This window comes from Sphingomonas gilva (genome assembly GCF_003515075.1).
GTDB classification, from domain to species: domain Bacteria; phylum Pseudomonadota; class Alphaproteobacteria; order Sphingomonadales; family Sphingomonadaceae; genus Sphingomonas; species Sphingomonas gilva.
The window spans coordinates 24737-51729 of the sequence record NZ_QWLV01000007.1 but is presented as its reverse complement, the minus strand read 5'-3'; the positions used below and the strand labels follow the sequence as shown (position 1 = coordinate 51729).

Annotated in this window: 29 protein-coding genes; 8 read left to right on the top strand and 21 right to left on the bottom strand. The window is 68.7% G+C overall.

From position 1 onward, the window contains the following. The first annotated feature begins 4 nt into the window (after nucleotides 1-4). Entirely contained in the window at nucleotides 5-427 is a 423-nt protein-coding gene (locus D1610_RS13525) for an acyl-CoA thioesterase (protein ID WP_118864722.1), read from the top strand. A 100-nt stretch (nucleotides 428-527) separates the two neighbouring features. On the opposite strand, the gene D1610_RS13520 is transcribed toward D1610_RS13525, so the two are convergent. After that, nucleotides 528-1007, bottom strand: coding sequence for a winged helix-turn-helix transcriptional regulator (locus tag D1610_RS13520; RefSeq protein ID WP_118864721.1), 480 nt, complete (start codon nucleotides 1005-1007; stop codon nucleotides 528-530). Between the two features lie 120 nt (nucleotides 1008-1127). Here D1610_RS13520 and D1610_RS13515 point away from each other — a divergent pair, with 120 nt between their 5' ends. Then, nucleotides 1128-1445: a CC_3452 family protein gene (locus tag D1610_RS13515; RefSeq protein ID WP_118864720.1), complete on the top strand. Its 318-nt coding sequence runs from the start codon at nucleotides 1128-1130 to the stop codon at nucleotides 1443-1445. 235 nt (nucleotides 1446-1680) lie between these two features. Beyond that, complete coding sequence (locus D1610_RS13510) at nucleotides 1681-3777, top strand: RelA/SpoT family protein (protein WP_118864862.1); 2097 nt, start codon at nucleotides 1681-1683, stop codon at nucleotides 3775-3777. Between the two features lie 13 nt (nucleotides 3778-3790). On the opposite strand, the gene D1610_RS13505 is transcribed toward D1610_RS13510, so the two are convergent. Both D1610_RS13505 and D1610_RS13500 read right to left on the bottom strand, forming a co-directional pair. After that, a complete protein-coding gene (locus tag D1610_RS13505; RefSeq protein WP_118864719.1) occupies nucleotides 3791-4177 on the bottom strand; it encodes a type II toxin-antitoxin system VapC family toxin in 387 nt (128 codons plus the stop codon). Next, a complete protein-coding gene (locus D1610_RS13500; RefSeq protein WP_118864718.1) occupies nucleotides 4174-4413 on the bottom strand; it encodes a type II toxin-antitoxin system Phd/YefM family antitoxin in 240 nt (79 codons plus the stop codon). Before D1610_RS13500 ends, D1610_RS13505 begins: the two co-directional genes overlap by 4 nt. A gap of 94 nt (nucleotides 4414-4507) precedes the next feature. On the opposite strand from D1610_RS13500, the gene D1610_RS13495 reads away from it, so the two are divergent. After that, complete coding sequence (locus D1610_RS13495) at nucleotides 4508-5542, top strand: glycosyltransferase family 2 protein (RefSeq protein ID WP_118864717.1); 1035 nt, start codon at nucleotides 4508-4510, stop codon at nucleotides 5540-5542. On the opposite strand, the gene D1610_RS13490 is transcribed toward D1610_RS13495, so the two are convergent. After that, the gene (locus D1610_RS13490; RefSeq protein WP_118864716.1) at nucleotides 5464-6204 is read right to left on the bottom strand and encodes a class I SAM-dependent methyltransferase; all 741 of its coding nucleotides are present in this window, start codon (nucleotides 6202-6204) and stop codon (nucleotides 5464-5466) included. The two genes, D1610_RS13495 and D1610_RS13490, sit on opposite strands and share 79 nt — an antisense overlap. 199 nt (nucleotides 6205-6403) lie before the next feature. After that, on the bottom strand, nucleotides 6404-6826 hold the full coding sequence (locus tag D1610_RS13485) for a GtrA family protein (protein ID WP_245942241.1): 423 nt from the start codon (nucleotides 6824-6826) through the stop codon (nucleotides 6404-6406). A 56-nt stretch (nucleotides 6827-6882) separates the two neighbouring features. Between D1610_RS13485 and D1610_RS13480 the strand changes: the two genes are divergently transcribed. Beyond that, nucleotides 6883-8658 carry an AcrB/AcrD/AcrF family protein gene (locus D1610_RS13480; RefSeq protein WP_118864715.1) on the top strand — a complete coding sequence of 592 codons (1776 nt, stop codon included), beginning with the start codon at nucleotides 6883-6885 and terminating at the stop codon, nucleotides 8656-8658. 157 nt (nucleotides 8659-8815) lie between these two features. On the opposite strand, the gene D1610_RS13475 is transcribed toward D1610_RS13480, so the two are convergent. The 6 genes from D1610_RS13475 to D1610_RS13450 form a co-directional block, all read right to left on the bottom strand. After that, nucleotides 8816-9439, bottom strand: coding sequence for a MarC family protein (locus D1610_RS13475; protein WP_118864714.1), 624 nt, complete (start codon nucleotides 9437-9439; stop codon nucleotides 8816-8818). Then, the gene (locus D1610_RS13470; protein WP_245942239.1) at nucleotides 9436-10050 is read right to left on the bottom strand and encodes a YybH family protein; all 615 of its coding nucleotides are present in this window, start codon (nucleotides 10048-10050) and stop codon (nucleotides 9436-9438) included. Before D1610_RS13470 ends, D1610_RS13475 begins: the two co-directional genes overlap by 4 nt. Then, entirely contained in the window at nucleotides 10047-10904 is an 858-nt protein-coding gene (folD, locus tag D1610_RS13465; protein ID WP_118864859.1) for a bifunctional methylenetetrahydrofolate dehydrogenase/methenyltetrahydrofolate cyclohydrolase FolD, read from the bottom strand. Before folD ends, D1610_RS13470 begins: the two co-directional genes overlap by 4 nt. A gap of 204 nt (nucleotides 10905-11108) precedes the next feature. Beyond that, nucleotides 11109-11405, bottom strand: coding sequence for a YggT family protein (locus D1610_RS13460; RefSeq protein ID WP_118864713.1), 297 nt, complete (start codon nucleotides 11403-11405; stop codon nucleotides 11109-11111). 58 nt (nucleotides 11406-11463) lie between these two features. Beyond that, nucleotides 11464-12369 carry an acetylglutamate kinase gene (gene argB, locus D1610_RS13455; RefSeq protein ID WP_118864712.1) on the bottom strand — a complete coding sequence of 302 codons (906 nt, stop codon included), beginning with the start codon at nucleotides 12367-12369 and terminating at the stop codon, nucleotides 11464-11466. Next, the gene (locus D1610_RS13450; protein ID WP_118864711.1) at nucleotides 12366-13013 is read right to left on the bottom strand and encodes a queuosine precursor transporter; all 648 of its coding nucleotides are present in this window, start codon (nucleotides 13011-13013) and stop codon (nucleotides 12366-12368) included. Before D1610_RS13450 ends, argB begins: the two co-directional genes overlap by 4 nt. A 167-nt stretch (nucleotides 13014-13180) precedes the next feature. Here D1610_RS13450 and D1610_RS13445 point away from each other — a divergent pair, with 167 nt between their 5' ends. Further along, nucleotides 13181-14422, top strand: a complete 1242-nt coding sequence (locus D1610_RS13445) for a NupC/NupG family nucleoside CNT transporter (protein WP_118864710.1) — start codon at nucleotides 13181-13183, stop codon at nucleotides 14420-14422. 170 nt (nucleotides 14423-14592) lie between these two features. Here the strand turns inward: D1610_RS13445 and rpoN are convergent, their stop codons facing one another. The 6 genes from rpoN to D1610_RS13415 form a co-directional block, all read right to left on the bottom strand. Beyond that, nucleotides 14593-16053, bottom strand: a complete 1461-nt coding sequence (rpoN, locus tag D1610_RS13440; RefSeq protein ID WP_118864709.1) for an RNA polymerase factor sigma-54 — start codon at nucleotides 16051-16053, stop codon at nucleotides 14593-14595. Between the two features lie 6 nt (nucleotides 16054-16059). Further along, entirely contained in the window at nucleotides 16060-16797 is a 738-nt protein-coding gene (gene lptB, locus D1610_RS13435; RefSeq protein ID WP_118864858.1) for an LPS export ABC transporter ATP-binding protein, read from the bottom strand. Nucleotides 16798-16938: 141 nt separating this feature from the next. Next, nucleotides 16939-17469, bottom strand: coding sequence for an LptA/OstA family protein (locus tag D1610_RS13430; protein ID WP_118864857.1), 531 nt, complete (start codon nucleotides 17467-17469; stop codon nucleotides 16939-16941). 9 nt (nucleotides 17470-17478) lie between these two features. Then, entirely contained in the window at nucleotides 17479-18117 is a 639-nt protein-coding gene (gene lptC / locus D1610_RS13425) for an LPS export ABC transporter periplasmic protein LptC (RefSeq protein ID WP_118864708.1), read from the bottom strand. Continuing rightward, nucleotides 18110-18727, bottom strand: coding sequence for a ribonuclease D (locus D1610_RS13420; protein WP_118864707.1), 618 nt, complete (start codon nucleotides 18725-18727; stop codon nucleotides 18110-18112). The genes lptC and D1610_RS13420 overlap by 8 nt, the downstream gene beginning before the upstream one ends. A 48-nt stretch (nucleotides 18728-18775) precedes the next feature. Further along, on the bottom strand, nucleotides 18776-19600 hold the full coding sequence (locus tag D1610_RS13415; protein ID WP_118864706.1) for a TerC family protein: 825 nt from the start codon (nucleotides 19598-19600) through the stop codon (nucleotides 18776-18778). 208 nt (nucleotides 19601-19808) lie between these two features. Between D1610_RS13415 and D1610_RS17540 the strand changes: the two genes are divergently transcribed. Together D1610_RS17540 and D1610_RS13405 are read left to right on the top strand one after the other, a co-directional pair. Next, nucleotides 19809-20609, top strand: coding sequence for a cold-shock protein (locus tag D1610_RS17540; protein WP_118864705.1), 801 nt, complete (start codon nucleotides 19809-19811; stop codon nucleotides 20607-20609). Nucleotides 20610-20651: 42 nt separating this feature from the next. Beyond that, nucleotides 20652-21479: a glutaminyl-peptide cyclotransferase gene (locus tag D1610_RS13405; RefSeq protein WP_245942237.1), complete on the top strand. Its 828-nt coding sequence runs from the start codon at nucleotides 20652-20654 to the stop codon at nucleotides 21477-21479. A 62-nt stretch (nucleotides 21480-21541) separates the two neighbouring features. On the opposite strand, the gene D1610_RS13400 is transcribed toward D1610_RS13405, so the two are convergent. The 4 genes from D1610_RS13400 to D1610_RS13385 form a co-directional block, all read right to left on the bottom strand. Then, entirely contained in the window at nucleotides 21542-23119 is a 1578-nt protein-coding gene (locus tag D1610_RS13400) for a cisplatin damage response ATP-dependent DNA ligase (RefSeq protein WP_118864704.1), read from the bottom strand. Continuing rightward, nucleotides 23086-24285, bottom strand: coding sequence for a hypothetical protein (locus D1610_RS13395; RefSeq protein WP_118864703.1), 1200 nt, complete (start codon nucleotides 24283-24285; stop codon nucleotides 23086-23088). Before D1610_RS13395 ends, D1610_RS13400 begins: the two co-directional genes overlap by 34 nt. A 365-nt stretch (nucleotides 24286-24650) precedes the next feature. Next, a complete protein-coding gene (locus tag D1610_RS13390; protein ID WP_118864702.1) occupies nucleotides 24651-25838 on the bottom strand; it encodes an FAD-dependent oxidoreductase in 1188 nt (395 codons plus the stop codon). Then, nucleotides 25838-26956, bottom strand: coding sequence for a CaiB/BaiF CoA transferase family protein (locus tag D1610_RS13385; protein WP_118864701.1), 1119 nt, complete (start codon nucleotides 26954-26956; stop codon nucleotides 25838-25840). The genes D1610_RS13390 and D1610_RS13385 overlap by 1 nt, the downstream gene beginning before the upstream one ends. Nucleotides 26957-26993 lie beyond the last annotated feature (37 nt).

Sequence of the window (26993 nt, the reverse complement as noted above, 5' to 3'; positions counted from 1 at the left end):
CGCCATGACCCGCCCCGGCTTCGCTTTCTCCACCCGCTTCCGCGTGCGTTATGCCGAGATCGACGGGCAGAAGGTCGTGTTCAACTCGCGCTATCTCGAATATGCCGATGTCGCGATCACCGAATATTGGCGCGCGGCGGAGATGGCCGCGCTCGACGACTGGCGCGACGCCGAATTCCACGTCGTCCACGCCGACGTCACCTACCGGAAGCCCTTCCGCTACGACGACATGATCGAGGCCTTCGTCCGCACCGACCGGATCGGCACCACCAGCCTCGTCACGCTGATCGAGCTGGCGCACGCCGAAACCGGCGATCTGCACACCAGCATCCGCATCACCAGCGTCAACGTCCATCTCGATTCGGGAAGGCCGCTGCCGATCCCGGAGAGCGTCAGGGCGCGCATCACGGCCTTCGACGGCGTCTAATGTCGTCGCCCCTGCGAAGGCAGGGGCCTCAGTCGGCAAGCGCCAAGTTCGGATGTGCCACAAACTCGGAGGCCCCTGCCGTCGCAGGGGCGACGCGTTGTTACTCCGCCGCCTCGGCGTCGCGTGCGACATCCTCCGGCAGCACCCACATCAGGTCGTTCTTGGTCAGCACCCGGCCGTCATGCGCCAGCACTTCGATCGGGCGGATCGGCTTGCGGTCGCGGTCGTCGACCAGCACGGGGGAGGACGGGATCCCCGTCTCCCACCGCTCGCCCCATTGCCGGAGCGCGAGCATCGCGGGGAGCAGCGCGAAGCCCTTGTCGGTCAGGCGATACTCCACCTTGCGCCGGTCCTCGGGCATCGGATGGCGGCCGAGGATGCCGTGCTCGACCAGCTTGGCCAGCCGGCTCGCCAGGATGTTGCGCGCGATGCCCAGCTCGGACTGGAATTCCTCGAAATGATGCAGGCCGTTGAACGATGCGCGCAGGATCAGGAAAGACCAGCGCTCGCCCATCGCCTCCAGCGCCGCCGGAAGGCCGCATTCGGCAAGTTCGCGTAAGGGTTCGCGGAGTTTTCCCATCGTGATCCTCGAGCCTAATCCAAATCCTGCGTCATGGGAATGAAATATGAGTTTCTAGTTGCAACCTGAAACCTATCCTGATAGGTATCGATTCGCAACCTAGTCCCCAGGGAGGCCATCATGGTCCGCATTCTTTCAGCCTCGTTCGCCGTCACCTGCTCGCTGCTGCTGCTCGCCAGCGCGTCCACCGCCAGCGCCGCGCAGGGCGGCTATGTCGCGACGCCCGCCAAGGCGCCGGCGAAGTCCAGCTTCATCGTCCGCGATCGCCTGTGGAAGTGCGACGACGCCGGCGCCTGCGCCGGGCCGAAGTCCACCGGCAACCAGAACACCGCCTGCGCGCTCGCCGCCCAGCGGCTCGGCACGCTCACCGCCTTCCATGTCGAAGGCCGGCCGTTCGACGAGGCCGCGCTCGCCCGCTGCAACGAACGCGCGAGCTGAAATCCAGGCCAATATGGTCCACGCGGAGGCGCGGAGACCGCGAAAGGTCGTCAGTCCCCATCGCACCGTCTCGCGCAAGCGAGACCCTTAGATGCAGCTTATCAAGGCCCTTGGGGCAGTGAACGATGCCAGTCGCGACACTCTCCGCGCGCTCCGCACCTCTGTGTGGACCAATCCTTCTTCTTCTACCAGTTTTGCGTTGCAATATATCGGCGCCCGCCCCCATCTTGGGCGGGTGCTGAGACAATATGAGCTGATCGATCGGGTCCTCGACTACGATCCCCAGGCCGACGAGGCCCTGCTCAACCGCGCCTATGTGTTCTCGATGAAGGCGCATGGCAGCCAGCTCCGCGCCTCGGGCGATCCTTATTTCAGCCATCCGATCGAGGTGGCCGGCATCCTCACCGACCTGCACCTCGATGCGGAGACGATCGCGACGGCGATCCTTCACGACACGATCGAGGACACCGTCGCCACGCCCGACGAGATCCAGCGCATGTTCGGCGACAATGTCGCGCGCATGGTCGACGGCGTCACCAAGCTCTCCAAGATCGAGGCGCAGTCCGAAAGCGAGCGCGCCGCGGAGAACCTGCGCAAGTTCCTGCTCGCCATGTCGGACGATATCCGCGTCCTCCTGGTCAAGCTCGCCGACCGGCTGCACAACATGCGCACGCTCCACCATATCGGATCGGAGGAGAAGCGCCGCCGCATCGCCCGCGAGACGATGGACATCTACGCCCCGCTCGCCGAGCGGATCGGCATGTACGAGTTCATGAAGGAGATGCAGACGCTCGCCTTCCGCGAGCTCGAACCCGCCGCCTACGATTCGATCACCCGCCGGCTCGATGCATTGAAGACCGAGGGCGGCGGCGATCGCATCGCCAGGATCGGTTCGGGCATCCGCCTGCTCCTGTCGCGCAACGGCATAGAGGCGGAGGTGTCGGGCCGCGAGAAGCACCCCTATTCGATCTGGAAGAAGATGGCCGAACGGCACATCAGCTTCGAACAGCTGTCGGACATCATGGCCTTCCGCGTCATCGTCCGCTCGACCGAGGACTGCTACAAGGCGCTGGGCACGATCCATCAGCGCTGGCCGATGGTCCCCGGCCGGTTCAAGGATTACATCTCCACCCCCAAGCGCAACGGCTACCGCTCGCTCCACACCGCGGTGATCCAGGCCGAGAATATGCGCGTCGAGATCCAGATCCGTTCGGAGGACATGCACGCCCAGGCCGAATACGGCCTCGCCGCGCACTGGGCGTACAAGCAGGCGGGCAAGGCGGCCGATCCGCATGTCGGCTGGATCCGCGATCTGGTCGAGATCCTCGAGACCGCCGACAGCCCCGAAGAGCTGCTCGAGCACACCCGCATGGCGATGTACCAGGATCGGATCTTCGCCTTCACGCCCAAGGGCGAGCTGATCCAGCTGCCCAAGGGCGCGACCCCGGTCGATTTCGCCTATGACGTCCACACCGATCTCGGCGACCAGGCGGTCGGCGCCAAGATCAACGGCCGCGTCGTGCCGCTGCGCACCGTCATCGAGAATGGCGATCAGGTGCAGATATTGCGCTCAAAGGCGCAGACCCCGCAGCCCGCCTGGCTCAACTTCGCCATCACGGGGAAGGCGCGCGCGGCGATCCGCCGCTACGTCCGCCACAAGGAACGCGACGAGCGCCAGGCGCTGGGCCGCAAGCTCTACGACGAGATCGTCTCGCGCCTGCCCGCGCAGCTCGGCGCCCGGGCGCTCGATCAGGCGCTCAAGCGATTGAAGATCACCGACGAGGCCGCGCTGATGGAGGCGATCGCGCAGCAGACCGTCACCGACGCGCAGGTGATGGAGGCGCTGATGCCCGGCTCGACCGGCGGCGACGTCGGCGGCGATGTCGCGCCCCAGCAGAAGTCGGCGATATCGATCAAGGGGCTGACGCCGGGCGTCGCCTTCGCGCTGGCCAGCTGCTGCCATCCGGTGCCGGGCGATCGCATCGTCGGCGTGCGCCGCCCCGGCCACGATATCCAGGTCCATGCGATCGATTGCTCCGCGCTGGTCGACGGCAGCGATGCCGATTGGGTCGATCTCGGTTGGGGCGACAAGGCCGATGGCGGCGTCGCCCGCCTCTCGATCGTCGTGCGCAACGAACCCGGCGTGCTCGGCGTCGTCGCGGGGATCATCGGCGCGCACAAGGCCAACATCGTCAACCTCCGCCTCGACAACCGCGATACCGGCTTTCACACCAACATCGTCGATCTCGAAGTCCACGACGCCGCCCACCTGATGCGCATCCTCGCCGCGCTAAGGGCGGCCGAAGTCGTCAGCTCGGCCGAACGGGTCTAACGTCCGGCTGAGGCTACCAAAGACGTTGAACGCCGAACTGGTCGAAAATCGCTTCGTTCGACACCAGTGTCGCGTCTTCGCTTTGCGCCTGCGCGATCAGGATTCGATCAAAGGGGTCTCGATGCGGAATGGCCGGGGCTCCGCCGCGCCTGGCGTGGCTCGAAACCACGGGCAGCTGCTCGAACCCAGCCGCCTCGACCTCGTCCTCGAAGTTGAGCGCAAGATATTGCGCTTCGGGAATCTTCCCAAGCCGGTTCTTGATGGCGAGCTCCAGCGCGGAGATCGCGCTGACCAGCACGATATTGTCGGGATCGGCTATCGCGGCGAAGGCGGGACGGGATAGTTGGCGATCGTCGTTCATCCACCAGATCAACGCGTGGGTGTCGAGCAGCAGCCTCATTCACCTTCCCACGCGCGCAACTCGTCCTCGGGCAGGGGCTCGAAGAAGCGCTGATCGATCGCGATCTTTCCCTTCAGCCGGCCGGGCACGCGGCGCGGCTTGGTCTTCTCCTCAAGCGGCACCAGCTTGACCTTGGGCTCGCTTCCTCGGGCGATCACGATGCTCTCTCCCGCCAATGCTCGAACGATCAGCTTGGAAGGATGCGTCTTGGCTTCATGCACCCTCACGGTCGCCATACCGGCCTCCTTAGCTAAGCAACTTAGCTAATATAGCCATCCATAGCAACAACCCCGATGACGGCGCTCCCCGGCCGCGCTAAAGCCGCAGCCCATGAAGCGCCCCGCCCTGTCGATCGTCGTGCCCTGCTATAATGAAGAGGCGTGCCTCGATCAGCTGCACGCGCGCGTGTCCGCCGCGGCGCGGGCGGCGGTGGGTGAGGATCACGAGATCGTCCTCGTCAATGACGGGTCGAAGGACGCGAGCTGGGCGGCGATGCAGCGGCTCGCGGCGGCCGATCCGCACCTCGTCGCGATCAACCTGTCGCGCAACCACGGGCATCAGCTCGCGCTCACCGCCGGGCTCGATCTCTGCGCGGGCGATCAGATCCTGATCATCGACGCCGATCTGCAGGACCCGCCCGAGCTGCTCGCGGAGATGCGCGCAACCATGGCCGCCGAGGACGCCGACGTGGTCTATGCCGTCCGCCGCAAGCGCGATGGCGAGACCTTGTTCAAGAAGGCGACCGCCGCGGTCTTCTACCGCATGCTCAGCCGGGTGACCGACACGCCGATCCCGCTCGACGCGGGCGATTTCCGGCTGATGAGCCGGCGCGCGCTCGATGCGCTTCTCTCGCTACCCGAACAGGCGCGCTTCATCCGCGGCATGGTCGCCTGGATCGGCTTCCGCCAGGTGCCCTTCGTCTATGACCGGGCGGAGCGGCATGCGGGCGAGACCAAATATCCGCTCGCCAAGATGATCCGCTTCGCGCTCGATGCTGTGACCAGCTTCTCGACCAAGCCGCTGACCTTCGCCAGCCATGTCGGCATGTGGCTGTCGGTCGCCTCGCTCTTGCTCCTCCTCTATATCGGCTTCGGCTTCGTCACCGGCCGCGCGGTCGCGGGCTGGACCTCGACCATGCTCGCCGTCGTCCTCATCGGCGCGGTGCAGATGTTCGTGCTGGGCTTGATCGGCGAATATCTCGGCCGCCTGTTCGTCGAGGCCAAGCGCCGCCCGCTCTACCTCGTCGCCGATGTCGCCGGCCCGGTCCAGGGCCGCGCCACGCTCGGCTACCGCGCCGGGCCGGCGGGCGAAGCGAGCGCGATCAGCGACACCCCCGGCGGCATCGGCACCCTCCCGACCAGGTGACGCTCCAGCGCGAAGACGCGCTCGAACAGCCAGTTGACCGGCCCCGGCGGCGGCGAATCGTCGCTGTCGTCCTTGCCGGTCATGTTGCCCACCCACCGCGCCGCCGCGGCGAGCGGGAACAGCAGCGAGTTGAAATAGCCCAGCTTCGCCGGCTTGAGCCCGGCATCGCGGATAGCCTTCTCCAGCGTCGCCTTGGTGTAGCGGCGGTGGTGATGGTTGACCACGTCGTGCGCCGACCACATCCAGGGATGCGCCGGCACGGTGATCAGGATCTTGCCGCCCGGCGCCAGGCAATCGGCCATCGCCTTCAGCGAGGTGACGTCGTCCAGCACATGCTCGACCACGTCGAGCACCGCGATCAGGTCGTAGCGCCCGCGCTCCACGCCTTCGAGCATGGGGAGCGGCGCGGCGGAGAGCGGCTTGCCCAGCCGCCCGCTCGCGATCTCGCGCGCCGCCGCATCGATCTCGACCGCGTCGACCTCGCCGAAGCGCGCCAGCATCGGCAGGTTGTGCCCTGTCCCGCAGCCGATCTCGAGGATGCGCGCGCCCTCGGGCAACGCCGCATAGCGGCGGATATAGTCGGCCAGGATGTCGCGCCGCGCGCGATACCACCAGTGCGTCGAATCATGCTCGGCCATGCGATCGTAGACGACGCGGTCCATCAGGCCCGGCCCCTTCCTTCGTCACCCCGAAAAGAGACGCCGTTCCGTGCCCCACCTCTTCCTTCTTCGTCACCCCCCCGGACTTGTTCCGGGGTCCATGTCTCCGCAAGCGCCGCAAATGTTGCTCTCGCGGCACGATGGACCCCGGAACAAGTCCGGGGTGACGATGAGGCCGACGTGTCGAGAAGGAGCGGCCCCATCACCGGAACACCCAGTGCCGGTTGAGCGCGAAGGTCGCGAGCGGCGTGACGAACAGGATCGGCAGCACCGGAGACCAGCGCGGCAGGTCCATCCCGCGCACCATCGCCCAGGTGAAGAAGGCGTTGAGGCCATAGCTCACCAGGCTCACCACCACGAAGCGCGATGTCGTCGCCGCCGCATTGCCGCGGGCGCCATGCCCCCTGAAGCTCCACCGGCTGTGCAGCACATAGCCGATGGCGACGCACAGCACATAGGCGGCGAACACCGCGATCTGCTCGTGCATCGGCGTGGTCTCGACCAGCACGGCGTAGAGCCCGGCGCCCAGCACCGTGACGAACCCGCCGGTGATCGCATAGCGCACCAGCTGCCCCAGCATCGTGTTCGCGCGCAGGCCTTGCCAGGCCCTGGTCAATTCGCTCAATCGCTTGTCCTTTGCCGCCGGTCCTCTAAACGCCGCCGAAATCCAAGGGAAGCGAATTGACCGCCACCGATCGTCTCATCGCCAGCCTCGACCGCCGCTGGCTCGCCTGGGCGCTGCTCGCCTGGCTCGCCACCGCGATATGGTTCCTGTTCGATCGCTGGAACGCGATCTATTGGTTCGCCTTGAGCGACACAGACGACAACATGCGGATGATGCAGGTGCGCGCGCTGCTCGACGGGCAGGGCTGGTACGATCTGCGCAACTACCGGCTCAACCCGCCGGGGGGCTTCGACATCCACTGGAGCCGCATCGTCGATCTGCCGATCGCCGGGCTGATCCTCCTCTTCGAACCGTTCATGAGCACCCCCTGGGCGGAACGCTGGGCGGCGGCGATCGCGCCGCTGCTGCCGCTTGGCGTCACCATGGCGGCGCTCGCGGCGAGCGTCCGCCGCCTCGTCGCGCCGCACGCCTGGACGCTCGCGCTGGTGTTCCTCTTGGGCGCGGGCGCCGCGATGGTGATGTTCCGCCCGTTGCGGATCGATCATCATGGCTGGCAGCTCGCGGCCCTCGCCGTCACCGTCGCCGGCCTCGCCAATCCGCGGCGGGTGCGCGGCGGGCTGATGGTCGGCGGGGCGAGCGCGTTCAGCCTCGCGATCGGGCTGGAACTGCTGCCCTATGCCGCGATGGCGGGCGCGATCGTCGCGCTGCGCTGGGTGTGGGACCGGGGCGACGCGCGCCGGCTCGCCGCCTATGCGCTGTCGCTGGGCGGCGGCACCGCGATCGGCTATGTCGTGTTCGCCTCCGAAGCCAACCGCGTCGCGCGCTGCGATGCGCTGACGCCGGTGTGGCTCTCGGTGATGGTCCTCGCCGGCGCGCTCGCCTTCGTCATTTCGCAGGTCCGCGCGGAAAACCGCCTCGTCCGCCTCGGCCTCGCCGGCGCGGTGGGTGCTGTGGTGGTGCTGTTCTTCGTCATCGCATGGCCGCAATGCCTCGGCCGTCCCGAACAGGTCTCGCCCGAACTCGCGCGGATGTGGCTCAATAACGTGCGCGAGGCGAAGCCGATCTTCGAGCACCCCTTCCGCATGGCCTTCCCCATCGCGGTGCTGCCGCTGATCGGGCTCATCGGCGCGTTCGTCGCGACGTGGCGCGCGCGCGGCACGCCGCTGTTCGCCGCCTGGGCGCCGGTCGCGCTGTTCGGCCTGTTCGCCTGCCTGATGATGCTGTGGCAGGTCCGCGCCGGCGGCGCGGCGCAGCTGCTCGGTGTGCCCGGCGCGGTGGCGATCGCCTGGCTGCTGCTTCGCTGGTGCCTCGCGCGGGGCAATTTCGTGCTGCTCGCAGCGGGCGCGATCGTCGCCTTTCTCGGCATCTCGGGCGTGTTCGCCGGCCTCGCCATCCAATATCTGCCGATCGACCGGCCCACGCCCTATCAGCAGACGGTCAACCGCGCGGGCAATCGCTGCCCGTTCCTCCCCAACCTCCAGGCCTTGAACCGCTTCCCCGCGCAAACCGTGTTCACCCATTCGGACCTCGGCCCGCGGCTGATCGTGACAACCCACCACAAGGCGATCTCCGGCCCCTATCACCGGAACGGCGGGGCGATCCTCGACGTCCACCACGCCTTCGACGGCAGCGCGGAACAGTTCCACGCCATCGCCAGGAGGCATGGCGCGACCCTGCTCGTCATCTGCCCCAACATGGCCGAGACCACCGTCTACCGCGCCCGCGCGCCCGACGGCTTCTACGCCCAGCTCGAACGCGGCCAGGCGCCCGATTGGCTGGAGCCGGTCGAGCTGCCCAAAAAATCCCCGCTCAAGGCCTGGCGGATACGGTAGGGAAGGTCACCTTAGACCAACCTCCTACCGTCCCCGGACTTGTTCCGGGGTCCATCGAGCGGCAGGGGCGGAGCTAGAGGCAAGAGCGCTGCGAGTGCGGCACCATGGACCCCGGAACAAGTCCGGGGTGACGACCCTATGCGAAGCGCACCACCTGCTACCCCGCAAAGCTCGCGCGCAGCCCGTCGATGACGAACTGCGCGGCGAGCGCCGCCAGCAGCACGCCCAACAGCCGCGTGATCACCGCCTCGATCCGCGCGCCCAACAGTCGCATCAGCGGCGCCGCGGCGAGCAGCGCGACCAGGGTCAGCACCAGCACCAGCGCCATCGCGCCCATCACCACCAGCGATGCGGTCAGCCCCTCGGTGCGCGACATCAAGAGCATCAGCGCGGAGATCGATCCCGGCCCCGCGATCATCGGCATCGCCATCGGGAAGATGGAGACATCCTCGATCTCGGGCGTCTCGGCGATCTTCGCCGCGCGGTCCTCGCGCCGCTGGGTGCGCTTCTCGAACACCATCTCCAGCGCGATCAGGAACAGCATGATCCCGCCGGCGATGCGGAAGCTGTCCAGGCTGATCCCCAGGAAGCGCAGCAGATCCTCGCCGACCAGCGCGAAGACGAACAATATGATCGTCGCGACCAGCACCGCGCGCACCGCCATCGCCCGCCGCTGCGCCGGCCCCGCGCCCTGGGTCAGCCCGGCATAGATCGGCGCGCAGCCCGGCGGATCGATCACCACCAGAAAGGTGATGAAGGCGGAGATGAACAGTTCGATCATGGCTTGGGCGCGGCCACCTGATCGTGGACCACCTGCTCATATCGCTCGCCGTTCCACAGCATCGCATCGAAATCGCGCGATCCGTCGGCCCGCACCGACCAGCCCCAGCTGAGCGTATCGTCGGACGATTGGCCGTGGCCGCAGCGCCATTCCCGCGGGCAGGGCGCTCGTCCAAGCCCGGGGGCGGGGGTGGCGCAATCGGCCCTTCGTTCGCGCACGCCCCCGTCATCCGCGCGCGGCGTCTTCAGCCCGTCGCCATGGTCGACCACCCATTTCCAGCCGCCATCCGCCTGCTTCTTCCACACTGTGGTGAAATAGCCCTGCGATCCGTCCGGCCGCCGCCACGGCCCGGTATTGACCGCGACCGTGCCGTCGCACGAAACGAAGCTCCTGGCCGGCTGCCACGCCACCGCGCGCGGCGGGTCGGGCGCGTCGCGCAGCCGCTCCTGCACCTTGTCGGGCTCGGGGAAGAACATGATCGCGTCGTCGGTCGCCCAGCGGCGGAAGGCGGTCCATTGCCCGTCGTCCCGCGCATCGGCGGCGAAGGCGCGCTCGGCATCCACGGCGCTCTGCGGCGCGGCTTGCGCCAGCAGCAGCGCCGCCAGGATCACGCGATCCCCTCACGCCGCTTAGCCGCAGTCAGCGTGTTGGCGAGCAGGCAGGCGATGGTCATCGGCCCGACCCCGCCCGGCACCGGCGTGATCGCCGCGACATGCGAGGCGGCCGCGGCGAAGTCGACATCGCCGACCAGCCCGTCGGCGGTGCGGTTGATGCCGACGTCGATCACGGTCGCGCCGGGCTTGATCCAGTCGCCCTTCACCATGTGCGGGATGCCGATCGCCGCCACCACGATATCGGCGCGGCGCACCACGTCGGCGAGGCCGCGCGTCTTCGAATGGGCGATGGTGACGGTGCAGTTCTCGGCGAGCAGCAGCTGCGCCATCGGCTTGCCGACCAGGATCGACCGGCCGATCACCACCGCCTCCAGCCCCTTCAGCTCGCCCAGCTGGTCCTTCAGGAGCATGATGCAGCCGAGCGGCGTGCAGGGCGCCAGCCCGTCCATATTGTTCGCCAGCCGCCCGGCATTGGTCGTGGTCAGCCCGTCGACATCCTTGTCGGGGTCGATCGCCGCGACCACCGCGCGCTCGTCGATCTGCCCCGGCAGCGGCAGCTGGACCAGGATGCCGTCGACCGTCGGATCGGCGTTCAGCTGCTCGACCAGCGCGATCAGCTCGTCCTGGCCGGCGCTTCCCGGCAGCCGGTGCTCGAGGCTCTCCATCCCCGCCTCGCGGGTCGCCCTGCCCTTGTTGCGGACATAGACCGCGGACGCCGGATCGTCGCCGACCAGCACCACCGCCAAACCGGGGGTCCGCCCCGCCGCGTCCCGGAACGCCGCAACATCCTCCGCGATGGAAGCGCGCAGATTGGCGGCGAACGCCTTGCCGTCGATGATCTCAGCCGTCATGCCGAGCGCCATAGAGCGTCAGGGGACCGCTTTCCAGCACATCCGGGCGGAGATAGTCGGAGCCCTCTACCCGTCACCCCGGACTTGTTCCGGGGTCCATCGTGCCGCGAGGATAACACGTGCGGCTCTTGCGGAAACATGGACCCCGGAACAAGTCCGGGGTGACGGGGAGTGGAGTATGTCCTGCTCCCCGCTCCGCCCCCCTCAAATCCCCCCGGTCTGGTACATCAGATACGGGATCACCGTCCCCCGCAGGAAGAACAGCACCAGCAGCACGACCATCGGCGACAGGTCGAGCGGCCCGAAATCGGGCAGGATGCGCCGGATCGGCCGGTAGATCGGATCGGTCATCCGCTCGAGCGCGGTGTAAAGCCCGCGGACGAAATCATTATGCGTGTTGATCACGTTGAACGAGATCAGCAGCGACAGGATCACCTGGATGACGATGATCCAGGTGACGATCATCAGGATGAACGCGATGAATTGCAGCAGAAGGAACATGAAGCGGCCCTATTCAGGTGTTCTATCTATATAATGCACCGGTGCGCATTATGCCAGTTCAGCCGCGCCCGACCAGCGTGCCTGCGCCCCGTCGGGTAAAGATTTCGAGCAGCATGGCATGCGGCACCCGCCCGTCGAGGATCACCGCGGCGTCGACCCCCGCCTCCACCGCGGTCACGCAGGTGTCGAGCTTCGGGATCATGCCGCCGCTGATCGTGCCGTCCTCGCGCAGCCGGCCGATATCGGCGGGGGTCAGGTCGGTCAGCAGCGCGCCGTCCTTGCCCAGCACGCCGGCGACGTCGGTCAGCAGGAACAGCCGCGATGCGCCCAGCGCCGCCGCGATCGCCCCCGCCATGGTGTCGGCGTTGATGTTGTAGGTGTGGCCGTCGACGCCCAGCCCGACCGGGGCGATCACCGGGATGATGCCGGCCGACGACAGCGTGTCGATGATCTTGCGGTCCACCCGCACCGGCTCGCCGACGAAGCCCAGGTCGACATGCCGCTCGATCCCCGAATCGGGGTTGGGCGCGCGCTTGCCGCCGATCTTCTCGGCGACGACCAGCCCGGCGTCCTTGCCGGAAATGCCCACCGCGCGGCCGCCCGCCGCGCCGATCCAGCCGACGATCTCCTTGTTGATCTTGCCTGCCAGGACCATCTCGGCAACCTCGGCGGTCTCGGCGTCGGTCACGCGCAGGCCGTCGACGAAGCGGCTTTCCACCCCCAGCCGCTTCAGCATCGATCCGATCTGCGGGCCGCCGCCATGCACCACCACCGGGTTGATGCCGACCGCCTTCAGCAGCACGACGTCCTCGGCGAAATCGCGCGCCAGCTCGGGATCGCCCATCGCGTGGCCGCCATATTTCACCACGAAGGTCGCGCCGGCATAGCGCTGCAGATAAGGCAGCGCCTCGACCAGCGTCTCCGCCTTGGCCAGCATCGCGGGGGGTGGGGCGTTGTCGGTCATGCGCGCGCTCCGTCCAGCCGCCGGCCCAATGCGACGAACAGATAGATAAGTGGCGGCACCAGGAAGGCGGAGAGCACCACCTTGGCCAGCATCTGTCCCACCAGCAGCTGGCCGATCGGGAACACGCCGTAGAAGGCGATGCCGATGAACAGCAGCGTGTCGACCACCTGGCTCAGCACGCCCGCGATCGCCGACCTGAGCCACAGCAGCCGCCCGCCCTCGCGCCGCAACGCGGAAAAGATCGTCACGTTCAGCGTCTGCGACACGCCATAGGCGATGATCCCGGCGAGCCAGATGCGCGGGGTCGCGCTCATCATCAGCTCGAACGCCGCCGCGCGCTCGGGCTCCATCGCGCCCGATGCGGGCAGCGCCAGCACCGCGAGCGACAGCAGCAGCGATGCGATCAGGGGCACGAAGCCGAACTGGACCAGCCGGTTGGCGGTATGGCGCCCGTGCAGCTCGGCGACCGCGCTCGACACGACGACCAGCAGCAGGAAGGCGAAGATCCCCGCCTCCACCGCCAGCGGCCCCAGCGCCACCTGCTTGTTGCCCAGCACGCCCGCGATGCAGACCATGCCGCCGTAGAAGATCGAAAGGACGAACAGCGACCGCGTGATCGCGGGCGGCGGGGTGGGCGTATCCATCGAGCGCGTGCTAACCGCTTTGCCGCCCACGTCAATCGGGGCTGTCCTACACGCGCAGGCCTTGCCATAGTCGCCGCGGGCCGCCCTGGCCCCGCACGGACGCGGGAAACTTCCTTTGTCTCCTGTGCGCGACGTTTGTGAAGTTTGAAAAGTTTCGGGGGACCTGCGTGAATCGAATCCTGATCGGCATCGCCGGCATCGTGCTCATCCTGCTGATCGCGCTGGCGCTGTCGAACAACCGGCGCGCGATCCGTCTGCGCGTGGTCGGTCCGGCCTTCGCGCTCCAGGCGGGCTTCGCCGCGCTGGTGCTGGCGACGCCCTGGGGCCGTTCGGTGATCGGCGCGATGTCGAACGGCGTGTCGAACCTGCTCGGCTATGCCAAGGCCGGCACCGATTTCATCTTCGGCCCGCTCGCCTCGCCGGAGATCGGCGCGAACAGCTTCGCCATCGCCGCGCTCCCCGTGATCATCTTCTTCGCCTCGCTGATATCGATCCTCTATTATCTCGGGATCATGCAGCTGATCATCAAATGGGTCGGCGGCGCGATCCAGCTGGTGACGGGCATCACCAAGGTCGAATCGCTGGGTGCTGCGGCGAACATCTTCGTCGGCCAATCGGAAAGCCCGCTGGTGATCCGCCCCTATCTCGCCGCGCTCACGCCGGCGCAGCTGTTCACCATCATGACCGTCGGCATGGCCGGGGTCGCGGGCACGATCCTGGGCGCCTATGCCAGCATGATCGGGCCGCAGCTGCTGCCCTATCTGCTTGCGGCGAGCTTCATGTCGGCGCCCGGCGGCATCCTGATGGCGAAGATCATCATGCCCGACGATCCCGCCTCCGCCGATCTGGAGCCCGTCGCCATCGCCGAGGCGAGCCATGACGAGGAGCGGCCGGCGAACATCATCATGGCCGCCGCGCAGGGCGCGCAGACCGGCGTCAAGCTCGCGGTCGCGGTCGGCGCGATGGTGCTCGCCTTCGTCGCGCTGGTGGCGCTCGCCAACGGCATATTGGGCGGGATCGGCGCATGGTTCGGCCAGCCCGATCTCAGCTTCCAGATGCTGCTCGGCTACGTTTTCCAGCCCGTCATGTTCATGCTCAACGTGCCGTGGGACGAGGCGGGGATCGCCGGCGGCCTGTTCGGCACCAAGATGGTCCTGAACGAATTCGTCGCCTTCATCGAACTCGGCCGGGTGCAGGGCACGCTCTCGCCCGGAACGGTCGCGGTCGTCACCTTCGCGCTGTGCGGCTTCGCGAATTTCTCCTCGATCGCGATCCAGATGGCGGTCAGCGGCGGCCTCGCGCCCAACCAGCGCCCGATGATCGCGCGCCTCGGCATCAAGGCGCTGATCGCCGGCAGCCTCGCCAACCTCATGTCCGCCGCGCTCGCCGGGCTGATGCTGGGCGGGTGATCGGACCGGTCATGGCTCCATTTTTCGCTGTCCTACATGTTCGCCATATGTTCTACTGGCGGAATGGCTCGCGAATCACTCCCGGACTCTCTTCCTCGGTTTTTCGCGTCCAAGGGAGGCGGTGAAAAAACGCGTTTGAGGGTCAAATTCCTCAAATATGTCAACTTGCCTCAGGCGGCGTTCTCCAGCGCCTTTTGCCGCCGGCGCTGGACCGAGCTGCCGATGCCCATCGCCTCGCGATATTTCGCCACCGTCCGCCGGGCGATGTCGAAGCCCTTGGCGTTCAAGAGCTCGACCAGCGTGTCGTCGCTCAGGATCGCCTTCGCCTCCTCGGCGGCGATCAGCGCGCGGATCGCGCTCTTGACCGCTTCGGCCGACACCGCGTCGCCGCCGTCGGCCGCCTGGATCGCCGAGGTGAAGAAATATTTGAGCTCGAACACGCCGCGCGCGCAGCTCAGATATTTGTTCGAGGTCACCCGGCTGACGGTCGATTCGTGCATCTCGATCGCCTCGGCGACCGCGCGCAGCGTCAGCGGACGGAGATGCGCGACGCCCTTCCTGAAGAACGCCTCCTGCTGCTTGACGATCTCGCTCGCCACCTTCAGGATGGTGCGCTGGCGCTGGTCGAGCGCCTTGACCAGCCAGTTGGCGCTCGCCAGCATGTCGCCCAGCCACGCCTTGGACGTCTTGTCCTGCGGCCCCGATGCGAGCTCGACATAATAGCCGCGATCGACCAGCACGCGCGGCAGCGTCGCGGCGTTGAGCTCGATCGCCCAGCCGCCGCCCTTGGGCGCGACGAACAGGTCGGGCACCACCGGCGCGGGCGGCTCGCCGCCGAAGCGGCAGCCGGGCTTGGGATCATAGTTGCGCAGCTCGCGGATCATGTCGGCCAGATCCTCGTCGTCGACCTGGCAGATGCGCTTCAGCTGCGGCAGCGCGCCGCGCGCGACCAGCTCCAGATTGTCGATCAGCCGCGCCATGCACGGATCGTAGCGATCGGCCTCTTTCGCCTGCAGCGCGATGCATTCGGCGAGGCTGCGCGCGCCGACGCCGGTGGGATCGAACCGCTGGATCGCCGCCAGCGCCTGCTCGACCTCGGCCAGCGGCACGCCGAGCCGCTGCGACACTTCGAGCAGATCGGCAGTCAGATAGCCCGCTTCGTCGATCTGGTCGATCAGGTGGGTGGCGATGAAGAGCGCGCCGCCCGCCAGCGCCAGCCCTGCCTGAGCGAGCAGATGGTCGGCCAGGCTGATGTCGGGGCTGGCGAAGCTGTCGAAATCCACGCCTTCGCCGTCCCCGCCACCGGGCGACGCTCCGGTCGCGCCGAGCCCGCCGTCCAGCCCGGCGCGGTCCGAAGGACTGTCCTGGTCGAACGGTTCGGTCGCCGGATCGATGTCGAGCGCCGCCTCGCCGCCTGGCGCATCGGCCTCGACCGGCGGCGCTTCCTCGGGCGCGGGGGGGGCGCTGCCTTCGTTACCCGCCTGGAGCAGCGGGTTCTTCTCGACCTCCTCGGCGATGAACGCCTCGATCTCCAGGTTCGACAGCGCGAGCAGCTTGATCGCCTGCTGCAGCTGCGGCGTCATCACCAGCGATTGCGATTGCCGAAGATCGAGGCGGGGACCAAGCGACATAAGGGATCAGAGCGAGAAGCTCTCCCCCAGATACAGCCGCCGGACATTCTCGTTGGCGACGAGATCGCCGGGCGAGCCCGCGAAGAGCACGCGGCCGTCATAGATGATGCAGGCGCGGTCGACGATGTCGAGCGTCTCGCGGACATTGTGATCGGTGATCAGCACGCCGATCGAGCGCTGCTTCAGCTCCTTCACCAGATCGCGGATGTCGCTGATCGACAGGGGATCGATGCCGGCGAAGGGCTCGTCGAGCAGCATGATCGACGGATCGGCGGCGAGCGCGCGGGCGATCTCCGCGCGGCGCCGCTCGCCGCCCGACAGCGCCATCGCGGAGGAGGCGCGCAGCCGGGTCAGCCCGAATTCGTCGAGCAGCTTGTCGAGCCGCGCCTCGCGGGCGTCCCTGTCGGGCTCGGCCAGCTCGAGCACCGCCATGATGTTCTGCTCGACCGTGAGGCCGCGGAAGATCGAGGTTTCCTGGGGCAGATAGCCCAGGCCCAGAATCGCGCGGCGGTACATCGGCAGCCCGGTGATGTCGTCGCCGTCGAGCATGATTCGGCCGCTGTCGGGCTTCACCAGCCCCATGATCGAATAGAAGCAGGTCGTCTTGCCCGCGCCGTTGGGGCCGAGCAGGCCGACCACCTCGCCCCGCGCGACCGACAGCGAGACATCGGCGAGCACCACGCGCTTGTCGTAGGATTTGGCGATCGAGACCACCGACAGGCCGTTGTCCACGGGCTCGACCATCGCCGGCTCGTGCAGGGTCTCGGGGTCGATCAGCACCTGGTCGTTCAACTGCGCCTCCCGCGCGCTCACTTGGCAGGATTCATGCAAGCAAATCCCGGCGGTTGGAACCCCCGCCGGGGCGCGGCGGGCAAATTTAGCGGTTCACTGATCGTTGCGCTGGGGCACGGTGAAGCGGCCGGTGACGCGGCCGCCGGTGCCGCCTTCGATTCCGCTGCCCGCGGGCGCGCTCGACCGGCCGTCGACCGTCGCGCGGCCGGTGTCGAGATCGATCACCAGCCGGCCGCCGTTGATGCGGTTGCCGCGCTGCTCCAGGCTGACGCCGCCCAGCATGGTGATCTGGCGGCTGTTGAGGTCATAGATGGCGTACTGCCCGCGCGCGGTCTCGGTGGCGCTGCGCACCACCACGCCGCCCGCCGCGTCGAGCCGCTCGATGTCGACCCCCTGGCCCGGCCCGCCCGCATAGGACACCGTCAGCCGCGCCGCGTCGAGCGCGAGGCCGGCCTGGCGGACCTTCACATTGCCCGAGAACACGGCGCGGTCCTGCCGGTCCTGCACCTCGATGCGGTCGGCCTCGACATCCACCGGCGCGTTGGCGTTGTGGTTCTCCAGCGCCTGCGCGGCGAGCGGCGCGGCGAACATCGCGATGGGCATGAACAGGATGGCGCGGCGCATCATGGCCCCTCATCTGGCTCCGTTCTGGACGATCCGCAAGCGGGCGTTGCCCTCGAGCGTGACGGTGCGCGCCTCCAGATCGGCGCGCAGCCGATCGGCGCGGAAGGTGCCGAGCGGCATCCGCCCCGTGACGTCGCCGGCCGACCACATCGTGCGCGACCGGAGATCGACCGTCGCGTCGCTGGTGTCGATCGCATAGCCGTCAGCGCTGCGGAACTGGATCGGCCCATCGACGGCGACGCGCTCGGCCTCCATGTCGTAACGCCCGCGCTCGGCGCTCAGCGTCGCCGGGCCGTCCTTCAGGCGGATCTCGGCGTCCATGTCGGTGATGCGCACCACCGGATCGGCCGAGCTGGCCTGCACGGCCGATCCCGCGCGGAGCGCGAAGGGCTGGCCCTCCGAATCGGCGCCGCGGTACAGCGCCTCGCTGATCCGCAGCCGCTCCTTCGCCACGGCGACCTTGTTCTTGTCGAGCACGAACGACACGTCGCCGCCCATCGTCAGCGGCGCCATCACCAGGAAGGCGGCGAGGATGCCGATGCCCATCGGCAGGATCACGCGCGACAGGCCGATGATGCGGTCGTGCGACGATCCTGGCGCCGCCCAGCGCTGGCGCTCGCCGCGCATCCGGACCGCGATCTCAGACATGGGCGAAGATATCCACCTCCGGCCAGCCGGCGAGATCGAGCGCGGCGCGCGCGGGCAGGAAGTCGAAACAGGCCTGGGCCAGCGCGGTGCGGCCCTCGCGCGCCAGCCGCCGGTCGAGCTCCTCGCGCAGGCGGTGGAGATAGCGCACGTCGGAGGCGGCATATTCGCGCTGCGCGTCGTTCAGCTCAGGCCCGCCCCAATCGGACGATTGCTGGACCTTGGACAGCTCGGCGCCGAGCAGCTCGCGCACCAGCTCCTTCAGGCCGTGGCGATCGGTATAGGTGCGCACCAGCCGCGACGCCGTCTTGGTGCAATAGACCGGGGCCGCCACCACGCCGAGATAATATTGGATCGCGGCGATATCGAAGCGGGCGAAATGATAGAGCTTGAGCCGGGCGGGATCGGCCAGCACCGCCTTCAGATTGGGCGCGGCATAGTCGCTGCCCGGATTGAAGCGGACGAGATGCTCGTCATCGCCGCCGTCCGAGAGCTGGACGACGCACAGCCGATCGCGCGGGGTCAGGAGCCCCATCGTCTCGGTATCGACGGCGATCGGGCCCGGGGCGAGCACGCCCGCGGGCAGGTCTTCTTCGTGGAAATATACGGCCATGCCCTGCGCCCTAACCCGCCTGCGATGAACGCTCAATGGCGCGCGGGCCTACTCGTCGGCGGTGACGCTCGCCGGAGAGATCGCCGCGCGCGCCTCCGCCTTCCGCTTCCTCGCCCGGCGCGAGAAGATATTGAGCGTCTCCACCCCGGCCGAGAAGGCCATCGCGGCATAGATATAGCCCTTGGGCACATGCACGCCGAAGCCGTCCGCGATCAGCACCGCGCCGATCATCAGGAGGAAGCCCAGCGCCAGCATCACCACGGTCGGGTTGTTGTTGATGAAGTTGGCGAGCGGATCGGCCGCCACCAGCATGACGATGACGGTGATGATCACCGCCGTCATCATGATCGGCACATGATCGGTCATGCCGACCGCGGTCAGGATCGAATCGATCGAGAAGACCATGTCGAGCGCGACGATCTGCGCGATCGCCGAGCCGAAGTTGAGGACCACCTGCCCCTTCTTGTCGAGCGTCTCGCCGGTCGGCTCGACATCCATCGTGTGATGGATCTCCTTGGTCGCCTTCCACACCAGGAACAGGCCGCCCGCGATCAGGATCAGGTCGCGCCAGGAAAAGGCGGTCTCGAAGGTCGGTTCGCCATGCGCGCCGGGGCCGCCCTGGAAGCCGAGATCGAACACTGGCGTGGTCAGCGCGACGATGAAGGCGATCATCGACAGGAGCGCGAGGCGCATCGCCAGCGCGAGGCCGATGCCGATCCGCCGCGCCTTCTGCTGCTGATGCGCGGGCAGCTTGTTCGACAGGATCGAGATGAAGATCAGATTGTCGATCCCCAGCACGACCTCGAGAATCACCAGCGTGACGAGGGCGGCCCAGGCGGCCGGGTCGGAAAGAAGCGCGATGATGCTGTCCATGAAGGGCCTTTTGGCGGGAGAGCGTTGGTCTCGCAAGACGAACCGACCGGGCGGGGGCTTCCGTGCGATGAAAATGTTCGCAGCCTGTGGAGAATTGGTCTATGGCCTTCACGGGCGCGCATATCTTTCGCGCTGTGAAGACCTGCGCGATTCGCCTGGCGATGGTCTTAACGGTCGATTTCGGGCGAGGTTGGAAGACGAACAGGGCATGGGTTTCGATAGAGGACGCCGCGGGGATCGCGGCGGGCGTGGCCGCGACAAGCGCGACAGTTTCGGCGATGAAGGCGGTTTCGGCGGCGGTGGCTTCGGCGACCGCGGCGGTTTCGGAGGCGGCGACCGCTTCGGCGGCGGCGGCGGCTTCGGCGGCGGCGATCGCTTCGGCGGTGGCGGCGACCGGTTCGGCGGCGGCGGTGGCGGCGGCTATCGCGGCGGCGGTGGTGGCGGCTTCGGCGGCGGCGGCGGCGGTGGCCGCGGCATGCCCCCGCAGGTCGTCGGCGAAGGCACCGGCGTGGTCAAATTCTTCAACGGGCAGAAGGGCTTCGGCTTCATCGTCCGCGACGATGGCGGCGAGGACGTGTTCGTCCACATCTCCGCGGTCGAGCAGGCGGGGCTCACCGGCCTCGCCGAGGGGCAGCCGCTGGGCTTCACCCTGGTCGATCGCGGCGGGCGCATCTCGGCGACCGACCTCAAGATCGAGGGCGAGCCGCTGCCGGTGCAGGAGCGTGGCCCCCGCGAACAGCGCGAGGGCGGCTTCGGCGGCGACCGCGGCGGGCCGCAGCGCCAGCTGACCGGCGAGCGGGCGAGCGGCACGGTCAAGTTCTTCAACGCGATGAAGGGCTTCGGCTTCATCCAGCGCGATGACGGACAGCCCGATGCGTTCGTCCACATCTCCGCCGTCGAGCGCGCGGGCATGCCCACGCTCAACGAGGGCGACAAGCTGGAGTTCGAGTTGGAGGTCGATCGCCGCGGCAAGCACGCCGCGGTCAACCTGCAGCCCAAATACGACTGAGCTTCCCTGAGCGGGAGGATCACAGGGCCGGACCATCGATGGATGGTTCGGCCCTTTTCGCATCTGGAGACCGGCTGCGCCGTGCATCGATCGATCCTTCTGCCCGCGCTGCTGCTGCTGGCGGCGCAATCCGCGCCGCCGGCGACCGCGCCGGAGAGCGTGCCGGTCGCCGGCGTGTCCGTCGTGGCGCGCTACCCGCACGATCCGGCCGCCTTCACCCAGGGCCTGTCGTGGTGCGACGGGGTGCTGTACGAAAGCACCGGGCATGTCGGGCGGTCCGATGTCCGTCGGGTGGACCCGGCGAGCGGCAAGATCATCGCGCGCGCGCCGATCCCGGCCGATCTTTTCGGCGAGGGCAGCGCCTGCTGGAAGGACGCGCTCTACAGCGTGACCTGGACGACGGGCGAAGCGTTCCGCTGGGATCGCGCCTCGCTGCGGCGCACCGGGCGCTTCAGCTATGTCGGAGAGGGCTGGGGGCTGACCAGCGACGGCGCCAGCCTGGTGCTGTCCGACGGCACCGACAGGCTTCGCTTCATCGACCCGGACGGCTTCACCGAACGCCGGTCGGTGGCGGTCACGCTGAACGGCCGCCCGTTGACGCAGCTGAACGAGCTGGAATTCGTCGAAGGCGAGATCCTCGCCAATGTGTGGATGACCGGCTTCATCGCGCGGATCGATCCGGCGAGCGGCAAGGTCACCGGCCTGATCGATCTGCGCCCGCTCGTCGCGGAGGTCGCGATGGCCGATCGGGACGCGGTGGCGAACGGCATCGCCTACGATCCCGCCGGCAAGCGGCTGTTCGTCACGGGCAAGACCTGGCCGACGCTGTTCGAGATCGCCGTGGGCGAGCCGATCGGACGGGCGCAATGACCCGCCGCCCTTAATGATCAAGGACGGCGAGGCGGTACGGTGCGCGCGGAAAAGGCCGACCATCACGCGATCATCCGCTTGAGCGTGTCGATGCGGTCGGCCTCGCTCGCCGGCTTGTCGCGGCGGATGCGGGCGATGCGGGGGAAGCGCATGGCGAGGCCGGATTTATGACGCTTCGATTCGTGGATCGAATCGAAGGCGACCTCCAGCACCAGCGCCTTCTCCACCTCGCGCACGGGGCCGAAGCGCTGGACGGTGCTGTTGCGCACGAAGCGGTCGAGCCATTTCAGCTCCTCGTCGGTGAAGCCCGAATAGGCCTTGCCGACGGGGAGCAGCTCGCCGTCCTCCGTCCAGCAGCCGAAGGTATAGTCCGAATAATAGCTCGACCGTTTGCCGCTGCCGCGCTGGGCGTACATCAGCACGCAATCGGCGGTGAGCGGATCGCGCTTCCATTTGTACCACAGCCCCGCGCGGCGGCCGGCGACATAGGGGCTGTCGCGCCGCTTGAGCATGACGCCTTCGATCGCGGCATCGCGCGCGCCGGCGCGGATCGCCTCCAGCGCGTCGAAGTCTGCCGCCTCGATCACCTGCGAGAGATCGAAGCGATCGGGATCGAGCCGGGGGACGAAGGCCTCCAGCCGGGCGCGGCGTTCGGTCCAGGCGGCGCCGCGCAGATCCTCCGCCCCCTCGAGCAAAATGTCGTAGAGGCGGACGAAGGCGGGATAGTCGGCGAGCATCTTCGCCGACACGGTCTTGCGCCCCAGCCGCTGCTGGAGCGCGTTGAAGCTGGCGGCCTCGCCGCGCTGCGCCTCGCCCTTCACCAGCAGCTCGCCGTCGAGCACGCCCTCCGCGTCGAAGGCGGCGGCGACATCGGGGAAGCTGCGGGTGACGTCGTCGCCGGTGCGGCTGTAGAGCCGGGTCTCGCCGCCGGTGCGGACGAGCTGGACGCGGATGCCGTCCCATTTCCATTCGGCGGCATAGTCGGCGAGGTCGACGCGCGCGTCCTCCAGCGGGTGGGCGAGCATGAAGGGGCGGAAGACGGGCGTGTTGGCGGGCGTGGGCTGCTCGCCCCGCCCCTCGGCCCAGTCGAACAGCTCGGCATAGGGCGCGCGGATGCCGTGCCACACCTCCTCCACCGCATCGACGTCGAGCGCGAAGGCCTGCGCCAGCGCGGTCTTGGCGAGCCGCGCCGAGACGCCGACGCGAAGCCCGCCGCCCGCGAGCTTCAACAGCGCGAAGCGTTCGGGCGGGGTCATCCGGTCCATGAACGCCGCGAGCGTCGCGGGCGCGTCCGCCCGGCCGAGCCGCATCAGCGCGCCCACCACCGCGCCCAGCGACAGATCGATCGCGTCGGTGGGCGCGACCGGCGGCTCGGGCCAGAGCAGCGACACGGTTTCCGCGGTGTCGCCGACATAATCGCGGCTGAGGCGGAACAGCACCGGATCGACCCGTTCCTCGACCATCGCGCGGACGATCGCGGGCTTGACCGCGGGGAGATCGAGATCGCCGGTCAGCGCCGCCATCGCCCAGCCGCGATCGGGATCGGGCGTGGCGACAAGGTAATCGGCGATCAGCTTCAGCTTCGCATTGCGCGAGCGCGTGTAGATCAGAGCATCGAGCAGCGAGGCGAAGGCGCGCATCCCGGTTCAACCGGGGGCGGAGGCGCGGGTTCCGCAGGCGGCGAGAAGGCGTCGGCCGGCGACGCGTCAGGCGACGACGCCTCGGGGAACGGCGCGTCGTCCTCTTCGTCCTCATCGGGCGCCGGAGCACCGCCGGCGAAGCCGAAATAGGCGTCGCGCAGGGCGGTTTCGACGGTCCGCCGCTCGTCCACCTCGGCCGCCTCGTCGGCGTCCACCACCGCCTGTTCGGCATTGCTCAGCTCGCGATGATAATCGTCTTCGCCATAATCGCCCCATTCGATCCCGTCATAATCGGCCGGCGGCGGAAAATCGGTGCGCCATGCACGCTCTTCATGATCGTACCAGATCTGGCGGTCGACGGCCGCTTGAGAAATTTGACCCTCAAACGCATCGTTCGCCGGCGCCGGGGGCGGCGGGGCGAGCGTGACGAGGCCGGCGGCCTCCGCCCGGCGCCACTGGTCCGCGGTCCAATGCGCGCGGTCGGCCGGATCGAGATCGGCGACATCGACCTCCGCGGCGAGGCCGGCGCCCGCGCGCAGCATGGTGTCCGCGCGGGCGAGCGCGACCAGCGGCTCGAGCGCGGGGGGCAGCTTGCCCAGCCCGTGGTTCCTGAGGAACAGGCCGACGCGCGCGGGGCTGGCGCCGGCGCGGACCAGATCGATGAAGGCGTCGAACTCGCGCGCGATGATGCGCGCGGCGGCGTCGGGCCCGTCCTCGCGCGCCTGCGCGTCGAGCCGGGCGAGCTGGCGGCTCAGAAGGCCGTTGTCGATACGGCGGCGGCTGGTGGTGACGGTGTCGGCATCCTCATCGCGCGTGCGCGTGCGGGTGACGACCTCGTCCCAGCCCTCGACCGAGCGGGTGAAGGCGAGATCGGCCAGCCGCTCACGCGCGAGGACGCGCGCCGCCTGCCAGCCGAGCGCGAAGACCTGGCCCGACGCGCGCTTGCGCAAGGCATAGGCGCTCGACGCGGTGAGCCCGCAGCACGAGGCGGCGTGCTCGACCGTCTCGCCCTCCGCCGACATGATGAGGAACAGCGCCTGGTTGAAGGGGGTCCAGCCATAGGGCTCCGCGCAATGGTGCAGATCGGCCTCGGGGCGATCGTCCTCGGCGTCGAGGACGGGTTCATGCGCCTGTGTGGCCGGCGCGTGCGCTTGGTTCGTGCTCATTTATGTATATAACCATATTGGTTATCAAAAAGCAAGCGAAAAGTTTGCGCGGGGTTCGTGGGTAGGGAGAGAAGGCTTTTCACGCGGAGACGCGGAGGTTTGGACGCCGCGAGCACCACCGCACCCTTCCCCGTCCCCCGGATTCGTTCCGTGTTCGCGAGAACAATGGCTGCGGGCGCTTGCGGAGACATGGACCCCGGAACAAGTCCGGGTGACGAAGGAAAGGTGCGGTGGAGGTGGGGCGGTTGCGGCTCAACGCCGTCGCCCCTGCGAAGGCAGGGGCCGCAGCCGGCATGGGCGGCGCCGGATGTGCCACAAACCTGGCGGCCCCTGCCTTCGCAGGGGCGACGGATTTGGCAAGCGCGCTACAGCCCCAGGCGGCGGAGGGGGTTGGCGACGAGGCCGCTGACCATGGCCGCCTGGATCTGGGGGACGGGCCAGGTGCGCGACAGGGGGCCGACCAGCCAGTCGCGCAGCCAGGGGACGAGGCGGCCGTCCGACTGGTAGACCGGCGTCAGCAGCAGCGACAGCGCCTGATAGAGCCGGACGTGGCGGCGGCGGAGCGCGACGGCGCGGTTCAGGGCGCGCGCCAGATCGGCACTCGCCCCATCGAGCGCGCGGGCGAGCGCCCAGGCGTCGAGCAGCGCCATGTTGGCGCCCTGGCCGAGCTGCGGGCTGGTCGCGTGCCAGGCGTCGCCGATATGGATCATCGCCAGCTCGCACGGGGCCGCGAGCGTGCGGTGGGCGTAGCGCGCGAAGGTGAGCTGATCGGGATCGGCGATCTGATCGATCAGCGGCGCGGTTTCGGGCCACAGCGCGAGCACCTCCGCCTTCCAGCGGGCGAGCCCGGCGGCGCGCCACGCCTCCAACCGGTCGGCGCGCAGCGACCAGAAGAAGGCGGCTTGTGGGCGCTCGAAGCCGGGCGGCGTACCGATCGGCAGCACCCCCGCCATGACGCGCGCCGCGCGGTAGCGCTGCTGCAGCGCTGCGGTGTCGAAGCCCGCATCGGGCCAGTCGAGGCTGGCCCAGAGCGCGCCATAGGCGAGCGCGCGGCCGGTTTCTCCCCGCAATCGGCTGCGCGCGCCGAGCGCGTCGACGACGAGCTGGTAGGGGCGAGTCACCGCGCGGTCGGCGAAGGTCAGCACGCGCCCGTCGCCGCGCGGCTCGCAGCCGGTGATCTCATGCCCGGTGACGAAGCGGATGCCCGCCGCGCGCGCGGCGTCGTGCATCAGCGCGAACAGCGTCGCGCGGTGGATGCCGATGCCGAAGCGCTTCCCCCGCAGGCAATCGTAGCGCACGTCGAGCACGGTGCGCTTGCCCGCCCAGCCGACCAGCCGGTCGATCCGCGCGCCGCGGGCGATCAGTTCGTCTTCCAGCCCAAGCGCGGCGAGCACCGCCTGGCCGGTCGGCTGGATCATCAGCCCCGAGCCGATCGGCTCGGGCGCCTCGAACCGGTCGTACAGCGTGACGCGGTGGCCGGCGCGGTGGAGCAGCAACGCGGCCGCCAGCCCGGCCGGTCCGCAGCCGGCGACGGCAATTTCCAGCGGCCGCATCAATCGTTTGCGGGGCGGGGCGGGCTGCGGCGGTCGCTCGCCATGCGCACGCCGTCGATGACGATCGGGCTGGCGAGGCCGGGGACGCCGCCCGCGTCGATCTTCATGCCGCGCGCGACGACCTGCGGGTCGGCGAACACCTCCGGCACGGTGTTGATCGGCCCGGCGGGGACGCCCGCCGCCTCCAGCGCGTCGGCAAGCGGTTGCTTTCGCCAGCGCGCGATCGCCTCCGACAGGAGCGGCAGCATGGCGTCGCGGTTGACCACGCGCGCGGGATTGGTCGCGAAGCGCGGGTCCGTCGCCATCGCCTCCAGCCCAAGAATGCCGCACAGCCTGGCGAACTGGCCGTCATTGCCGACCGCGACGATCAGCGCGCCGTCCGCCGCGTCGAACGCCTGATAGGGGGCGAGATTGGCGTGGCCGTTGCCCCAGCGGCGCGGGGTCGCGCCGCTCGCCATCCAGCCGAGCGCCTGGTTGGCGAGCACGCCGACCTGGGTGTCGAGCAGCGCCATGTCGATATGCGTGCCCTTGCCGGTCGCGTCGCGCCGGCGCAGCGCGGCGAGGATCGCGACCGCCGAATAGACGCCGGTGAAGATGTCGGCATAGGCGACGCCGGCCTTTTGCGGAGCGCCGTCTGGCTCGCCGGTCAGCGACATCGCCCCGCCCATGCCCTGGATGATGAAGTCGTAGCCGGCGCGGTGGGCATAGGGCCCCGTCTGGCCGAAGCCCGTGATCGAGCAGGTGACGAGACGCGGATTGAGCGCCGACAGGCTGGCGTGGTCGAGCCCGTATCTGGCGAGGCCGCCGACCTTGTAATTCTCGATGACGACGTCCGCCTCCGCGACCAGCGCGCGGACCTCCGCCTGGCCCTCGGCCGTGGCGATATCGATGCCGCGCCCCTGCTTGCCGCGGTTGCAGGCGTGGAAATAGGCGGCGTCGAGGTTGCTGCCATCCGCGTCGTGGAGGAAGGGCGGGCCCCAGTGGCGCGTGTCGTCGCCCGCGCCGGGGCGCTCGACCTTGATCACCTCCGCCCCCAGATCGGCGAGCAGCTGCCCGCACCACGGCCCGGCGAGGATGCGGGCGAGCTCGATGACGCGGATGCCGGAGAGCGGTTTCATGCAAGATGCGGGGTATGCGGTGAAGGCGCGGCTGCCA

Excerpts from the sequence above, each read along its gene's own strand:
- D1610_RS13395 (WP_118864703.1), bottom strand. The coding sequence starts at position 24,285 with ATGAGCACGAACCAAGCGCACGCGCCGGCCACACAGGCGCATGAACCC.
- D1610_RS13420 (WP_118864707.1), bottom strand. The coding sequence starts at position 18,727 with ATGGCCGTATATTTCCACGAAGAAGACCTGCCCGCGGGCGTGCTCGCC.
- D1610_RS13475 (WP_118864714.1), bottom strand. The coding sequence starts at position 9,439 with ATGATCGAACTGTTCATCTCCGCCTTCATCACCTTTCTGGTGGTGATC.
- lptC (WP_118864708.1), bottom strand. The coding sequence starts at position 18,117 with ATGTCTGAGATCGCGGTCCGGATGCGCGGCGAGCGCCAGCGCTGGGCG.
- D1610_RS13490 (WP_118864716.1), bottom strand. The coding sequence starts at position 6,204 with ATGGACCGCGTCGTCTACGATCGCATGGCCGAGCATGATTCGACGCAC.
- folD (WP_118864859.1), bottom strand. The coding sequence starts at position 10,904 with ATGACGGCTGAGATCATCGACGGCAAGGCGTTCGCCGCCAATCTGCGC.
- argB (WP_118864712.1), bottom strand. The coding sequence starts at position 12,369 with ATGACCGACAACGCCCCACCCCCCGCGATGCTGGCCAAGGCGGAGACG.
- D1610_RS13400 (WP_118864704.1), bottom strand. The coding sequence starts at position 23,119 with ATGCGCGCCTTCGCCTCGCTGCTCGATGCTCTGATCTACACGCGCTCG.
- D1610_RS13450 (WP_118864711.1), bottom strand. The coding sequence starts at position 13,013 with ATGGATACGCCCACCCCGCCGCCCGCGATCACGCGGTCGCTGTTCGTC.
- lptB (WP_118864858.1), bottom strand. The coding sequence starts at position 16,797 with ATGGTCGAGCCCGTGGACAACGGCCTGTCGGTGGTCTCGATCGCCAAA.
- D1610_RS13430 (WP_118864857.1), bottom strand. The coding sequence starts at position 17,469 with ATGCGCCGCGCCATCCTGTTCATGCCCATCGCGATGTTCGCCGCGCCG.
- D1610_RS13520 (WP_118864721.1), bottom strand. The coding sequence starts at position 1,007 with ATGGGAAAACTCCGCGAACCCTTACGCGAACTTGCCGAATGCGGCCTT.
- rpoN (WP_118864709.1), bottom strand. The coding sequence starts at position 16,053 with ATGTCGCTTGGTCCCCGCCTCGATCTTCGGCAATCGCAATCGCTGGTG.
- D1610_RS13460 (WP_118864713.1), bottom strand. The coding sequence starts at position 11,405 with ATGTTCCTTCTGCTGCAATTCATCGCGTTCATCCTGATGATCGTCACC.
- D1610_RS13515 (WP_118864720.1), top strand. The coding sequence starts at position 1,128 with ATGGTCCGCATTCTTTCAGCCTCGTTCGCCGTCACCTGCTCGCTGCTG.
- D1610_RS13405 (WP_245942237.1), top strand. The coding sequence starts at position 20,652 with ATGGTTCGGCCCTTTTCGCATCTGGAGACCGGCTGCGCCGTGCATCGA.
- D1610_RS13505 (WP_118864719.1), bottom strand. The coding sequence starts at position 4,177 with ATGAGGCTGCTGCTCGACACCCACGCGTTGATCTGGTGGATGAACGAC.
- D1610_RS13500 (WP_118864718.1), bottom strand. The coding sequence starts at position 4,413 with ATGGCGACCGTGAGGGTGCATGAAGCCAAGACGCATCCTTCCAAGCTG.
- D1610_RS13390 (WP_118864702.1), bottom strand. The coding sequence starts at position 25,838 with ATGCGGCCGCTGGAAATTGCCGTCGCCGGCTGCGGACCGGCCGGGCTG.
- D1610_RS17540 (WP_118864705.1), top strand. The coding sequence starts at position 19,809 with ATGGGTTTCGATAGAGGACGCCGCGGGGATCGCGGCGGGCGTGGCCGC.
- D1610_RS13525 (WP_118864722.1), top strand. The coding sequence starts at position 5 with ATGACCCGCCCCGGCTTCGCTTTCTCCACCCGCTTCCGCGTGCGTTAT.
- D1610_RS13385 (WP_118864701.1), bottom strand. The coding sequence starts at position 26,956 with ATGAAACCGCTCTCCGGCATCCGCGTCATCGAGCTCGCCCGCATCCTC.
- D1610_RS13415 (WP_118864706.1), bottom strand. The coding sequence starts at position 19,600 with ATGGACAGCATCATCGCGCTTCTTTCCGACCCGGCCGCCTGGGCCGCC.
- D1610_RS13495 (WP_118864717.1), top strand. The coding sequence starts at position 4,508 with ATGAAGCGCCCCGCCCTGTCGATCGTCGTGCCCTGCTATAATGAAGAG.